15 protein-coding genes and 1 other annotated feature are annotated in these 13,238 nt (G+C 36.0%); of the genes, 5 read left to right on the forward strand and 10 right to left on the reverse strand.

The features are described 5' to 3' along the window. Positions 1-215 precede the first annotated feature (215 nt). Both ezrA and BTOYO_RS09490 read right to left on the reverse strand, forming a co-directional pair. On the reverse strand, positions 216-1,928 hold the full coding sequence (gene ezrA, locus BTOYO_RS09485; RefSeq protein WP_000377321.1) for a septation ring formation regulator EzrA: 1,713 nt from the start codon (positions 1,926-1,928) through the stop codon (positions 216-218). Between the two features lie 210 nt (positions 1,929-2,138). Further along, positions 2,139-2,978 carry a LysR family transcriptional regulator gene (locus BTOYO_RS09490; RefSeq protein WP_000362578.1) on the reverse strand — a complete coding sequence of 280 codons (840 nt, stop codon included), beginning with the start codon at positions 2,976-2,978 and terminating at the stop codon, positions 2,139-2,141. Positions 2,979-3,102: 124 nt separating this feature from the next. Between BTOYO_RS09490 and BTOYO_RS09495 the strand changes: the two genes are divergently transcribed. Beyond that, positions 3,103-4,047, forward strand: a complete 945-nt coding sequence (locus BTOYO_RS09495; protein ID WP_001036046.1) for a DMT family transporter — start codon at positions 3,103-3,105, stop codon at positions 4,045-4,047. 11 nt (positions 4,048-4,058) lie between these two features. Here the strand turns inward: BTOYO_RS09495 and refZ are convergent, their stop codons facing one another. After that, positions 4,059-4,697, reverse strand: coding sequence for a forespore capture DNA-binding protein RefZ (gene refZ / locus BTOYO_RS09500; protein WP_000814925.1), 639 nt, complete (start codon positions 4,695-4,697; stop codon positions 4,059-4,061). A 147-nt stretch (positions 4,698-4,844) separates the two neighbouring features. On the opposite strand from refZ, the gene BTOYO_RS09505 reads away from it, so the two are divergent. Further along, complete coding sequence (locus BTOYO_RS09505) at positions 4,845-5,324, forward strand: GAF domain-containing protein (RefSeq protein WP_000494323.1); 480 nt, start codon at positions 4,845-4,847, stop codon at positions 5,322-5,324. A gap of 59 nt (positions 5,325-5,383) precedes the next feature. Here BTOYO_RS09505 and megL read toward each other — a convergent pair whose 3' ends face one another. Then, positions 5,384-6,562 carry a methionine gamma-lyase gene (megL, locus tag BTOYO_RS09510; RefSeq protein WP_000726615.1) on the reverse strand — a complete coding sequence of 393 codons (1,179 nt, stop codon included), beginning with the start codon at positions 6,560-6,562 and terminating at the stop codon, positions 5,384-5,386. Positions 6,563-6,961: 399 nt separating this feature from the next. Here megL and rpsD point away from each other — a divergent pair, with 399 nt between their 5' ends. Both rpsD and BTOYO_RS09520 read left to right on the forward strand, forming a co-directional pair. Further along, positions 6,962-7,564: a 30S ribosomal protein S4 gene (rpsD, locus tag BTOYO_RS09515; RefSeq protein WP_000135316.1), complete on the forward strand. Its 603-nt coding sequence runs from the start codon at positions 6,962-6,964 to the stop codon at positions 7,562-7,564. 244 nt (positions 7,565-7,808) lie between these two features. Beyond that, a complete protein-coding gene (locus BTOYO_RS09520; protein ID WP_000395709.1) occupies positions 7,809-8,957 on the forward strand; it encodes a type I restriction endonuclease in 1,149 nt (382 codons plus the stop codon). Positions 8,958-9,044: 87 nt separating this feature from the next. On the opposite strand, the gene BTOYO_RS09525 is transcribed toward BTOYO_RS09520, so the two are convergent. Further along, entirely contained in the window at positions 9,045-9,173 is a 129-nt protein-coding gene (locus BTOYO_RS09525) for a hypothetical protein (protein WP_000050940.1), read from the reverse strand. Between the two features lie 150 nt (positions 9,174-9,323). On the opposite strand from BTOYO_RS09525, the gene BTOYO_RS09530 reads away from it, so the two are divergent. Beyond that, the gene (locus BTOYO_RS09530; RefSeq protein WP_000154643.1) at positions 9,324-9,626 is read left to right on the forward strand and encodes a YjdJ family protein; all 303 of its coding nucleotides are present in this window, start codon (positions 9,324-9,326) and stop codon (positions 9,624-9,626) included. Positions 9,627-9,704: 78 nt separating this feature from the next. On the opposite strand, the gene tyrS is transcribed toward BTOYO_RS09530, so the two are convergent. The 5 genes from tyrS to BTOYO_RS09555 all read right to left on the reverse strand — a co-directional run bounded on the left by tyrS (position 9,705) and on the right by BTOYO_RS09555 (position 13,172). Further along, positions 9,705-10,961, reverse strand: a complete 1,257-nt coding sequence (gene tyrS / locus BTOYO_RS09535) for a tyrosine--tRNA ligase (RefSeq protein ID WP_000512079.1) — start codon at positions 10,959-10,961, stop codon at positions 9,705-9,707. Between the two features lie 70 nt (positions 10,962-11,031). After that, positions 11,032-11,260 (reverse strand) — a binding site (T-box leader). Positions 11,261-11,337: 77 nt separating this feature from the next. After that, complete coding sequence (locus BTOYO_RS09540; protein WP_001293783.1) at positions 11,338-11,583, reverse strand: hypothetical protein; 246 nt, start codon at positions 11,581-11,583, stop codon at positions 11,338-11,340. Next, positions 11,564-12,109, reverse strand: coding sequence for an RNA polymerase sigma factor (locus BTOYO_RS09545; RefSeq protein ID WP_000057203.1), 546 nt, complete (start codon positions 12,107-12,109; stop codon positions 11,564-11,566). Before BTOYO_RS09545 ends, BTOYO_RS09540 begins: the two co-directional genes overlap by 20 nt. Continuing rightward, complete coding sequence (locus BTOYO_RS09550) at positions 12,090-12,545, reverse strand: hypothetical protein (RefSeq protein WP_000066428.1); 456 nt, start codon at positions 12,543-12,545, stop codon at positions 12,090-12,092. Before BTOYO_RS09550 ends, BTOYO_RS09545 begins: the two co-directional genes overlap by 20 nt. Before the next feature lie 66 nt (positions 12,546-12,611). Next, positions 12,612-13,172, reverse strand: a complete 561-nt coding sequence (locus BTOYO_RS09555) for a maltose acetyltransferase domain-containing protein (RefSeq protein WP_002039724.1) — start codon at positions 13,170-13,172, stop codon at positions 12,612-12,614. Positions 13,173-13,238 lie beyond the last annotated feature (66 nt).

The following is a 13,238-nucleotide window of genomic DNA, read 5'->3' on the forward strand; positions in this document are numbered from 1 at the left end:
CTATCACATCATATAATCATATCATAAATACGTGTAATTACGCTAAGACTACACAAAGGTTCCGTTTTATCCCGATTGGTGAAGGCTAGTAATCAGTGGGGATGAATCCCCCCACTGATTACAGTTTCACTTTATTTTGAAACGAATAACCTTACTGTATTCCGCTATTCATTATAGCAACATCGCCTTCAAAATTACACAAAAAAACAAACCCTTTATGAAAGGGTTTGTTCATTGTCTACATATTCAGCTATTTTTTGAACAACGCCAGGTTCAAGTTGCTCTAGTACAGAAGCCGCTTGTTCTAAAGCTGCATCGTATTGATATTCACGGAATAATTTCTCTGCATAATTTAAGCTTTCTGCAAGATTTTCATCATGACTGCGGTAACGGTTTCCGTATTGAATTAATTTTTCAACTAAATACGCTTGTCCAATTAACTCTTCTGTCATTTCAGCTACACCGTTAACAGTTGTGTATGCTTCTTCTAAACTGCTATTTACAGCATGCATATTTAGCGGTTTTATTTCTAATTGCTCATATACAGCTTGCATTGCCATTTGCCCTCTTTGTAAATCTTCCATAATACTCTCTGGAAGACCTGGCAAATTCGACTTTTGCATAAAGCGTTTCGTTTCAAAAATTGTATTGCGCATTTCCTGCAACTTCTCACGCGCTTCAAATTCTTCTTTACGCATCGTTTGTAGCATTTCTTTATATTCTGCATGAAGTACTTTTAAAGTTTCACATTGCTCATAAACCTCTTCTAGTTCCTCACGAATTATAGAGAATGCAATATCTTGTTCAGCAACGCGTAATTGCATCACTTCAAAACGTTTCATTAAAATGTGCATTTGCTTTTCAATTACTTTTTGAGACTCAATATCCTTATCTTGTAACTGATAGCTTTGTTTCACAAGTTGCGTTTCTGCTTTCGTTTCAATTGTTTCTTCACGAAGTTCTTCTAAATCTTCATAAACAGAAAGTGTTTTTTGCTCTACATAATGTCTCGCATGCACTTCTTGTTCTAGTTGATCATAAAAACCGTCTAAACGAGTTTTTAATTTTTCTACTTTTTCAGCCGCTTCCGTTATATGAAGCTCCTGTATATCCATTAAACATGTTTGTAGTTGTGTCGTCATATCGCGAACTTCTTTAGGGATTTCCAGGTAATCTAATACATAACCTTGTCTTACCATATCATTATGTCCGTGTAATAAATCTTCCAGTTGAACTGGTAACGTTGCTTGACACTCTACCAATAAATCTGGAATTTGGTGAATAATGATTTCTAAATTAGCTAAACCTTCTTCCAAACTAATAACAATTTCTCTCGCTTTTAAATAGTCGCCATTATTTGTTGCTTCTTCAAAACTATTAAATTTATTAGATTCGGCATCTAGCATCTCTTCAATTCTCTGCTCAGCTGCTCCATACATGTGTCGATGAGCAAGAACACTCTTTTTCATACTACGATATGTATCACGTAACCCTTCAATTTCCGAGCTATTTTTTTCATGGCTTTCTAACAGTTGCTGTAATTCATTTAAAATGTCTGTAATACGATTATCAGCGTCATCTAAACCACTTATGGATTCGTTCATCGCATGCTTTGCTTTGCGGAAGGAGAATTGCGAGGCGAATTTTCGCGCTTGCCCTAAATCTTTTTCAGCTTTTGGAAGAGTTGTTGATACGATTTCATCCCACTCTTCACGCCATTTACCAAACAGTTCTTCTGTTTGACCTGTCATGTTCAAATCTTTTACTCGCTTTAGTTCATCTGCTACAGGTTTATCTTTTATTTCTTGTTTCCACTGCTCCAGTGCTTCAATATCTTTATATGAACGATTTCTTATCACAAGCTCTATCATGAGCAGCACTAGAATAGAGCTTACTACAATGATAACGATCGTCAGGATAGAATCCATGCAAAAAAGCCTCCTAGTTATATCTCTTTTTTTGTCCGTTCCGTTTATGAAATGGAAGGCATTATGTATAAAAAGGGAATTCCCCTATATTTAACAACTAACAATGTACTAATCATACCATGTAATGACGTGTTTTTGACCTAGTTTTTTTTAAAATTTCATGTTTCTTTAAATGCAATTGTAATCTTTCTTAATCTTCCGCCCGCTTCACTACCTATCCTCAAATGATTGCCATAACGGGCACTCTTTCATATGAGATACGAAATAGATTTTGCGCATGAGTGGAGGTTCAACAGAAATCACATGCACATTCCCCTGCTTTACCGCTTGCTCCACTGACATTTCTGGAAGTAAAGTGATACCAAGTCCAGCTCCGACCATCGCAAGCATCGGTTCTGCATAAGAAGTTTCAAACGCAATGATTGGTTTCGCACCTATACCTTGAAACATGTTCATAATCATTTTCCTTACATCACATATTTCTGGGTACACAATTAATTTCTCATGTTCCAAACCTTCCATTCGGATTATTGTTTTCTCTTTATAAGGATGATCATTTGAAACTACACAAACAATTTTTTCCTCCCGCATTTCTTTTATATATGTAGCGCCTTCTACTACTGAATCAATGAACATCGCTTCAATCTTCCGCTCTTTAAACAATTCCATTAATACTTTCGTATGCTCAATTTTCCATTCTATTTCGAATCCATCACCTAATATATCTTTGCATTTCGATATGTAACGCGCCGCTAAACTTGGCAATATACCTATAGAGATTTTCCGTTTTTCTTGATATTTCTTCATTTCCGTTTTCACTTCATGTATTCGTTCCAAAATCGGTAACATTCTTGCTATAAATATCTCACCAGCCTCTGTTAACTCCACTCCTTGAGCAGAACGCTTGAGTAAAGTAACCTCTAAATCCGCTTCTAATCTTTGGATTTGTTTACTAAGCGCTGGTTGTGAAATATGTAAAAGCTTACTTGCCTTTGATAAACTGCGCGTATGCTTTACTTCCATAAACGATCGTACTGCCTCTAAATCCATCATATACACCTCTAACAAAAAGTTATAACTGTTATAAAAAATCGATATTTCCTTCTATAAATCATTACTCTTTATACTTATTTCATCAACTTACTATAACGAAATGTAAAGGAGAATGGTACTCTTGAACAAAAAACAAATGCTCTTCGGATCCCTCCTATGCTTACTTGCCGTAACTGCCTGGGGATTTATGTTTCCTGTAATGGCAAATGCCTTACAATTTATCGATCCGTTCTTTTTCACAACTATCCGCTACGGATCTGCAGCTATTATTTTTCTTATTTTGCTATTAATCACTGAAGGGACACATTCGCTCCGCTTAGAAAAACGAACACTTTCTTTATTTTTTTACGGAACAGTCGGTTTCGCTGGATATGGTTTTCTCGTTTTCTACGGACAACAACTTGCCGGACCTTCTGGAGCAATCCATGCAGCGATGATTCAGTCTCTCATGCCACTAATTGCCTTAACATTACAATGGATAACAAAAAATAAGCGTCCACAAAACTACACTTTTCTTTGTATGTTCGTTGCATTACTCGGTGTTATGCTTGTCATTTCAAAAGGAAATATTCACTTATTATTTGGAGCTGCAAGTCACTTATCTACGAATATATTGATGTTATGCGGCGTTACTTGCTGGGTCATTTATACAAATGGCGGTGCTCGTTTTCAATCTTGGTCACCACTTCGATATACAACGTTAACTTGTTTGTTCGGTTCAATGTCACTCATCGTTATTGTCACTTTATTAACTTACACAAACGTCATTACTGTACCATCATTACGCACAATTGTGAGCGTTCGTTTTGAACTCTTTTATATGTCGATTATTGCAGGTGTTATCGCTGTGTTTTGCTGGAATATGGGGAATCGCTATATTTCATCTATTAACGGCATATTATTTATGAATTTAGTTCCTGTCCTTGCACTTATCGGTTCCATATTTCGAGGTTATACGGTCGACAAAATCGAACTTGCCGGAGCCTCATTAACAATTATTGCGCTATTATGTAACAATTTATGGCAAAGAAAAGAAACTACAAAAATCCCCACCTCGGTTCGTTAGGTGGGGATTTTTCACATATGAACAGCTCTTGGCCATTCCTGATACATATTCGTTTTACATAATGCTTGTTCCATCCATTGCTCAATTTCCTTCGTATACATTTCTAAGAAAAATGTTTCGGATGGAAATGAATGTAATACTTCTGATATATACTGTGGATATAAAAACGGCATATTTATCATGCCTTTTAATTGCGTCATAAACATTGTAAAAGATACCTTTCTAAACTCTTTCTTCATTTGTCCTTCTCTAATGATTTGTTCGATATAATATCTTTCTTTAGAAAAATAAACGGTCATCACTTCACGAATTAATGTCGTATCAAGCGAAAGCTCTCTATAAAAAAAACGTGTCAGTTCCCTATTTTCAAATTGATATCGTAAAATCCCGCGTACCATTTGCACCATCACATCTTTAGCCGACAAATACTCTCTCTGTTCAAAGGACGTTTCAATCACATGAATATATCCTTCTAAAAAATCAGTAATAAGCTGCTCTAATAGGCCTTGCTTTCCAGCAAAATAGTATGAAATATTCGCTACATTCACATCCGCTCGCTTTGCAATGTCTCGCACTGATGTCCCGTCATAACCTTTCGTATTAAACAACGATATTGCCGCATCAATTACTTTTTGTTTCGTCTGCTTCATGCGCTCACTTCCTCTCACTGAACAGCTATAGTTTAAATTTCTTGACTTTTAAGACAAATTCCTTTAATTTTCTATCGACAAAGTCATGTGAAATACATCGTATTTTGCTAATATTTTACACATCTCGATAAAAAGGGAGTTGTTTCCATGTTTACAAAAGAAAGTTATGCAGGTTCTCGTGAAAAGCAGTATGAGACAGTAATTAAACAACTGGATGCATTATTAACTGGCGAATTAAACGTAGTCGCAAACTTATCAAATGCGTCCGCATTATTAAACCAATTTTTAGATCGCGTTAATTGGGTTGGCTTTTATGTAACAGAAGGAAATCAGCTCGTTCTCGGGCCATTCCAAGGAATGCCAGCATGCGTACGTATTCCATTCGGACGCGGCGTTTGCGGCGTAGCAGCTGAAACGAAAACAACGCAACTTGTAGCGGACGTTCACCAATTCCCAGGACATATCGCTTGCGATAGTGCCTCTAATTCGGAAATCGTTGTACCGATTATAAAAGACGGAAATGTCATTGGTGTACTGGATATTGATAGTCCTGAAAAAAATCGTTTCGATGAAGTAGATCAGCACTATTTAGAAAAGTTTGTGGAAACACTGTTAAAACATATATAAGAAAAAGAGTGAGTTATCGATTAAGTACGTAATGTACGAAACCGATAGCTCACTCTTTTTTATTGATTACTAACAATAGATATTTTCTTTAACGCTTGCTCCAAATCAGAAACGATATCCTCCCACGATTCTAAACCGACAGATAAACGTATTAAATTATCGAAAATACCCATTTCTTTTCTTAGTTCCGCTGGAATCGCAGCATGCGTCATCGTTGCTGGATGCTGAATTAACGTTTCTGTATCACCTAAACTTACCGCGATCGTAATAAAGTGAAGGTCATTGATAAACGCTTGCGTTTCCTCTTTCCCGCCTTTGACAGAAAAAGAAATAACGCCACCGCCCCGTTTCATTTGGCGAGATGCTAACTCCCCTTCTGGGTACCAAACCCCTTCTACTACATCATGATTTTTTAGGAACGATACAATTTTTTCTGCATTATCACAATGACGATCCATTCTTACTGCTAATGTCTTTAATCCGCGTAATAATAACCACGCATCAAACGGCGCCATAATACCGCCGATATCTTTTCGCATCGGACGAATTTTTTCAGCTAACACTTTCGTTTTACAAATTGTTACACCCGCTACAACATCACCATGGCCACCAATATATTTTGTCGCACTATGCACAACAGCATCACAACCAAGCTCAAGCGGTCTTTGTAAATAAGGTGAACAAAACGTATTATCAACAATGACAAGTAAGCCATTTCGCTTCGCAACCCGAATCACTTGTTTTAAATCGATTAATTTCATCGTTGGATTAATCGGTGTTTCAACGAAAATAAGCTTTGTATTTTGGCGAATCTTATTTTCAATATCAGTCTCTGTCTCCATATCACAAAACGAATGTGTAATCATAAATTTCTCTTCTAACACTTCTAAAAATCCGTACGTGCACCCATATAATCCGTTTGAACAAATAATATGATCTCCAGCTTTTAGAAAACCAATTAACGTTGCTGAAATAGCTGCCATTCCGGATCCGAAAGCAAGTGCTTCTTCTCCCCCTTCTAACACAGCCATACGTTCTTCAAATAATTTTACAGTTGGATTTCCAAGTCTTGAGTAAATATAAGACGGATCTACTCCCGCAAAACTCGCCTCTCCTTGCTGCGCAGTCTCAAATGTAAATGTAGACGTTTGAAATAACGGTGGTGTTAAACTTCCTTTATGTTCCTTAGATGTATAACCGTGATGAATTAACGCTGTCTCCATATGCTTCTTTTTCATAAAAACATCCCCTTTATGTTTTTATCCCGCATATTCACCAGTAAAAAACTGATGAATGTTTTTACTACATTTTATGTAAGCGTTTTATTTGTGTTTCTATCTCTTCTTTTATATTGTTTTAAATTCCTTCTTATATTAATTTCCAAAATTTATATGCATAAAACAAAAACGTACTCGCTTGACGAAACTCTGGGTAAAAGATATAATAGCGTTTGTGTAAAATAAAAAGGCAGCCTTGTAATGTGAGTTTATCGTTTGTATTTTGTTCCTCTACGGAGGTGTATCTCGTAACTCCCTGCTGCTGGAGCGAAGGTACATGAAAACAAAATGCCCGTAAATATCGATTACGTCTGTTTTTATTTTACGTAAATAAAAACATTTTTAAAGGAGGAGTCAACTATGGCTCGTTATACAGGTCCAGCTTGGAAACTGTCTCGTCGTCTTGGAATCTCTCTAAGCGGCACAGGAAAAGAATTAGAAAAACGCCCTTACGCACCAGGTCCTCACGGTCCTAACCAACGTAAGAAACTTTCAGAATACGGTTTACAATTACAAGAGAAACAAAAACTTCGTCACATGTACGGCATGACTGAGCGTCAATTCCGTCGCACATTTGACCAAGCAGGTAAAATGCCTGGTAAGCACGGCGAAAACTTCATGATCCTTCTTGAAGCTCGTCTTGACAACTTAGTTTACCGTATGGGCTTAGCTCGCACTCGTCGTGCAGCTCGCCAATTAGTAAACCACGGTCACATCATGGTTGATGGCGCTCGCGTAGATATCCCATCTTACCGCGTTAAACCTGGTCAAACTATCAGCGTTCGCGAAAAATCTAACAGCCTTGTTGTTGTTAAAGAAGCGATCGAAGTTAACAACTTCGTACCAGAATACTTAACTTTCGATGCTGATAAATTAGAAGCTACTTACACTCGTCACGCTGAGCGTTCTGAGTTAGCAGCTGAAATCAACGAAGCATTAATCGTAGAGTTCTACTCTCGTTAATGACAAAAAGCCAATCCTCTGGATTGGCTTTTTTCAATTCTCACCATAATTTTTTATATCCCACGTAACATAAAAATCCCAATACTCTATACTCCCACCTAAAACAAATATGTTTTATCTAATCTAATCAAATTCAAATATAAAAATAACCTTCCTATTTTCACACATAACTTATGTTATATTATGAATTTTTAAATAATAGTATTAATATTAAGTTTAAACTTTATAACGAGGAGACGTTGATATGGAATTCAGAAATGATATAAACAAAATAGCTAACCAAATTTTAGAACGAAAAGAGTATATAACTAATGAAGAAATGACCAAGCAATCATTAATTATTCCTTTTCTTCAAAAGCTAGGTTATGACGTTTTTAGCCCTTTAGAAGTTAGACCTGAGTATATTGCAGACTTTGGAACTAAAAAGGGAGAAAAAGTCGATTATGCGGTTTTCAAAAATGGAGTTCCAATTATTTTAATTGAGGCAAAATCTGTAACAGAAAATCTCCTTAAACACGATGCGCAACTATCTAGGTATTTCAATGCCTTACCTGATGTCAAAGTAGGAGTACTAACTAATGGTGTAGAATACAAATTTTATACTGATTTAACAAATGACAATGTAATGGACGAAAAACCTTTCTTCACATTCAGTATGGATAGTTTAAGTAATTTAGATATTGAAACGATTGAAACTTTTACAAAAGAGAATTTTGAAGCTGAAGAGATTGTAAAATATGCCGAAGAGCTTATTTATATGACCAATTTAAACTCCACAATTAAAGAGTTATTTAAAAATCCTTCAGATGACTTCCTTCGTTTTCTAATTAAAGACTTTAGCTCAACTAGAATTACAAATAACGTTTTAGAGCGGTTCCGACCAATTGTTAAAAAAGCAATTAATCGAACACTATTAGAAATAATCAGTGATGGTTTAACACCAAAAGAAACAAAAACATCGGAGAAAATAGAAACAAGCCTAGTTGCAGCCGCTTCTGCCGAAATAATGGAAGACATTAGCAAAGAAGACAAAACAGATAGAGTTTTCACTACCGAAGATGAACTGACTGCCTTTAACATTGTTAAAGAAATATTAACTGAAAATCAAAGAGACATCAGTGACCTTAAATATAAAGATACTATTAGTTATTTTTGCATCATGAATCGTGTAATCACAAAATGGTTTATACGTCTTTTCCTTGATGGAGATGCAAAATCCTTAGTTGTAAGACTAGATTTAGAAGCTACTAAACAGCTCTGCCCTAATTTCGTTGTTGAGCAAGCCCCAAAATCACAGGGAGTAAGTAGAATTTTCATTGATAATGTTAATGATTTAAAAGATTTGGAACCACTTATTATTTCATGCTATGATCAAATTTTATCTAATGTTTAAAAAGAGGGATTTCTCCTCTTTTTCCAACGTAATGACAAAAAGCCAATCCTCTAGATTGGCTTTTTGTCATTTATATATAAAATAAAGTTATTTATTTTCCTCTTTTTGAACATATACATAAGCATCTTTTTGCTCTTTATGTATATCCACCTTCGAATTCTCTGCAAGCTGACCCGCATTTAGCAAAGAAAAAATAATGAGCGCTTCTAGTGACATTTTGTTTTACCACTCCTTTCTATTTGTTATACGTTTATCATACCGCTTACATGTGATTTCCGTATGAACTCGAAAAGGAGATTACAACAAAAAGGTTACAGGAATACGAATGCACGCTATAATAACCATAAAATAGGAGGTAGATTTCTTTTGACAATAAACCAAATGGTTCAATTGGGCAGTGCATGTATGCTTTTTATTACTTCAGCACTTATGAGTTGGTATCAGGGGAGTAATTTAATAGATTACCCTGATGAATGGAAATATAGCGCTAAGTTTACGAATTATTTTAAAGGCACCGTTTCAAATTACCAAGATATTTATCAAATCGATTTCTTTATATATGCAGCAAAATTTTATCCAACAGCATTTATTGTTATGCTCATTAGCTTACTTTATATGCTCGTATTAATTCTTCATATTCTATTTACAAGAACTCGTAAGGTAATCTAAATTCATACATAAAAACCCCGAATCATAAACTTTTCAGCCTACAATTCGGGGTACTATTTGTTTTATATTCGTTTCTGATTAGTAACGAATTAAGAAATATTTCTTCTTACCGCGGCGAATGATTGTGAATTTACCTTCGATGCGGTCGTTTTCTGTTACAACATAGTCTAATGCTTGCGTACGCTCACCGTTTACGTAGATTGCACCGTTCGTTACATCTTCACGTGCTTGACGTTTTGATGGAGAGATTTTGCTTTCTACAAGTAAGTCGATTAATACTGTATCTTCTGCAGTACGTTCTACAGATGGTACGTCTTTGAATCCTTGTTCGATTTCATTTGCAGTCAGTTCTGCTACAGAACCGCTGAATAGTGCAGCTGAAATTTTAATCGCTTGCTCTAATGCTTCTTCACCGTGAACAAGTTTTGTCATTTCAGAACCTAACGCTTTTTGTGCTGCACGTTTTTCTGGCGCTTCAGCTACTTGCTTTTCAAGCTCAAGAATTTCTTCATGAGATAAGAATGTGAAGTATTTTAAGTATTTAACAACGTCGCGGTCATCTGTGTTAATCCAGAATTGGTAGAACTCGTAAGGAGTTGTTTTCTCTGGATCTAACCAAATTGCGCCGCCTTCTGTTTTACCAAACTTCGTACCGTCAGATTTTGTAACAAGTGGAATTGTTAAACCGAATGCTTTCGCATCTTCTTCTGATTTACGGATTAATTCAAGACCAGCTGTAATGTTACCCCATTGGTCACTACCACCGATTTGTAGGCGGCAATTATGGTGTTGGTATAAGTTTAAGAAGTCGTATGATTGTAAGATCATGTAACTAAACTCAGTGAATGAAATACCCGTCTCTAAACGAGATGCTACTGTATCTTTTGCTAACATATAGTTTAAACCGAAGTTTTTACCGATATCGCGTAAGAATGAAATTACATCTAAGTTACCAAGCCAGTCATAGTTGTTAGCCATTGTTGCTGGGTTGTCCACGTTTTCAAACTCTAAGAAGTTTGAAAGTTGGTTTTTAATGCTTTCTGTGTAGTAAGCAACTGTATCTTTCGTATTTAATGTACGCTCTGCTTTTTTACCACTTGGGTCACCGATCATACCAGTACCACCGCCAACAAGTGCGATTGGTTGATGACCAGCTAATTGGAAACGACGTAACATTAATACTGGTAACATATGACCGATGTGTAAGCTATCCGCTGTCGGGTCGAAACCACAGTATAATTTAACGCTTTCTTTTTCTAATAATTGCTCAAGGCCCTCAGCATCTGTTTGCTGATTAATTAGACCGCGAAATTCAAGATCTTGTAAAATACCCATATCCTACATACTCTCCTTTAAGTTCATTACTGGCGTGAAAGTTGAAAACATAAAAAAATCGCCCCTTCAAATAAGGGACGATTTTGATTATCGCGTTACCACCCTAGTTGCAGGCAAAAAAAGCCTACCACCTTATTTACATAACGGCTTAGCACCGTCTTTTCCCTTTTGAATACAATTCAATCGAAAAAAGATGCTCTAGGGGCGTAATTCGCGATCATCTATGTGCTGATTTCCACCGACCATCAGCTCTCTAAAACAGGGAAATGATCACTACTTCTCCCTTTCCACGCTCAATTATTCATATACTTTTCTTTATACCATCATTTATATAGGCGTGTCAAATAGAGGCCTGGTTTCTCTCCTTACCAATCCTTTACAACGTCATAAAGAGTATCGTAATAAGAGAAAGAATTGGAACCCCAACTAATAACGATACATGAAACACAACCGATAAATCATTCCCAATGGTCGCCTCCACAGGATCTTTCGCTGGGGAACCAAGAAACCCGATTAATCGATCGAATCGACTTACCGTTTTTGGAAAGTCTGGTATTTCTACATGATCACTATCTAAATGTTGCTTTAACTTATATTCACTCTTAAAGGGATTTTCGCTCAATTTCGTCCACCTCCAGCAATTGTTTCAATTTCTTTATCCCGTTATGAAGTCTCGATTTCACCGTTCCAATCGGAATGTTTAATATCTCTGCAATTTCTTTTTGCTGCATGTCATGATAATAATAAAGGATTAGGACCGCTCTTTGCTCTTCTGGAACTTTCAAAATTGCTTCTCTTACTGTGAGCCGATCTTCGTGAGAAAATTCTTTTTCCGGAATCGGCACTAAAAATGGCAAAAGCGTACGCCACTTTTTTCTCCTATTTAATTTATTAATCATAAGACGATAACCAATTTGAAATAAATACGTTTTTATTTTACCTTTTTCAAGTTCATACATATGTTTCTTACGCTCTAGCGTCAAAAACGTATCTTGCACAAGATCGATACTTAATTGTTCATCTCGGTTAAATCGATATAAAAATGTGTATAGCGCTGGTTTGATTAAAACATATAGTCTTTCTCCCGCTTGTTTATCTCCACTTTGATACGCAAGCATGAGCTCCTCCTCAATCCCAATCTGCGCCATGATTTTTGATCTCCTTTATTCCTTTTAACGTTAATGAAATACGGGAAATTAAATATGCAATCGCAATAAAAATCCACAATTGTGATTGATTTGTAAAAAATTGCACATATGGGTTTTGAATCGTAAATCCCATTGCAACTAAAATATTTAACGCTTGCACACATATGCATGCATACAACGCAAGGCAGACAGAAATAGTATCAAATACATTCCAGCGAAAATACACTTTTGTTTTTGTAAAATCAATTTTATATCCATTTTTCCGTACTATATGTTTTCTATCAAATGGAATAATGATTGAAAACAGAACACCCATTATAACTCCAGCTGTAAGCATTGATACTCTATATCCAATTGGTATCGGTAAGAAAAGACCACAAGAAAATACAACTATAATTCCAATTAAAGCAAAAGCAAGAAGTAATTTATTAGACATAAAAAAGCCTCCCTCATCTATTCTTTCATAAATGTATACAGACGAGGAAGGCACTTCGTTCAAATATTATTTTAGTTTTTTTATAATCTTTGCAGGATTCCCGCCAACTACTACATTATTAGGCACATCTTTCGTTACGACAGCACCAGATGCGATCACCGCATTGTCTCCAATTGTTACACCTGGATTAATAATTGTTCTTCCGCCAATCCATACGTTATCGCCAATTGTAACTGGTTTTCCGTATTCTGATCCGCTTATACGCTCAATTGGATCGAGTGGGTGCGTTGCTGTATAAATGTGAACACCTGGAGCTAACATACAGTTCACTCCGATTGTTACCGGGCATACGTCTAAAATCGTACAGTCAAAGTTCGCGTAAAAATTTTCACCGACATGAATGTTATAGCCGTAATCACATCTAAAAGTAGATTCAAGATGAATATTATCTCCTGTCGTTCCGAATAATTCTTTTACGATTTCGCTACGCTCTTTCAATTGCTCTTCTGGCGTATCATTTAATTTTCTCGTTAATATACGTGCTTGCTCTCTTTCTTGTACTAAAACTGGATCAGCCGGTATGTACATTTCTCCTAGTATCATCTTTTCTTTTTCTGTTTTCATCATACTATCCCCTTCAACTTATATATATAAGTTCATGATATCCTAAAAAAGAAAGGCCTGAACATTTTT

It is taken from the genome of Bacillus toyonensis BCT-7112 (assembly GCF_000496285.1).
In the GTDB taxonomy this organism is placed as follows: Bacteria; Bacillota; Bacilli; order Bacillales; family Bacillaceae_G; genus Bacillus_A; species Bacillus_A toyonensis.

Coding starts and splice junctions, on each gene's coding strand:
- ezrA (WP_000377321.1), bottom strand. CDS start 1,928: ATGGATTCTATCCTGACGATCGTTATCATTGTAGTAAGCTCTATTCTA.
- BTOYO_RS09490 (WP_000362578.1), bottom strand. CDS start 2,978: ATGGATTTAGAGGCAGTACGATCGTTTATGGAAGTAAAGCATACGCGC.
- refZ (WP_000814925.1), bottom strand. CDS start 4,697: ATGAAGCAGACGAAACAAAAAGTAATTGATGCGGCAATATCGTTGTTT.
- BTOYO_RS09505 (WP_000494323.1), top strand. CDS start 4,845: ATGTTTACAAAAGAAAGTTATGCAGGTTCTCGTGAAAAGCAGTATGAG.
- megL (WP_000726615.1), bottom strand. CDS start 6,562: ATGAAAAAGAAGCATATGGAGACAGCGTTAATTCATCACGGTTATACA.
- rpsD (WP_000135316.1), top strand. CDS start 6,962: ATGGCTCGTTATACAGGTCCAGCTTGGAAACTGTCTCGTCGTCTTGGA.
- BTOYO_RS09520 (WP_000395709.1), top strand. CDS start 7,809: ATGGAATTCAGAAATGATATAAACAAAATAGCTAACCAAATTTTAGAA.
- BTOYO_RS09525 (WP_000050940.1), bottom strand. CDS start 9,173: ATGTCACTAGAAGCGCTCATTATTTTTTCTTTGCTAAATGCGGGTCAG.
- tyrS (WP_000512079.1), bottom strand. CDS start 10,961: ATGGGTATTTTACAAGATCTTGAATTTCGCGGTCTAATTAATCAGCAA.
- BTOYO_RS09545 (WP_000057203.1), bottom strand. CDS start 12,109: ATGGCGCAGATTGGGATTGAGGAGGAGCTCATGCTTGCGTATCAAAGT.
- BTOYO_RS09550 (WP_000066428.1), bottom strand. CDS start 12,545: ATGTCTAATAAATTACTTCTTGCTTTTGCTTTAATTGGAATTATAGTT.
- BTOYO_RS09555 (WP_002039724.1), bottom strand. CDS start 13,172: ATGATGAAAACAGAAAAAGAAAAGATGATACTAGGAGAAATGTACATA.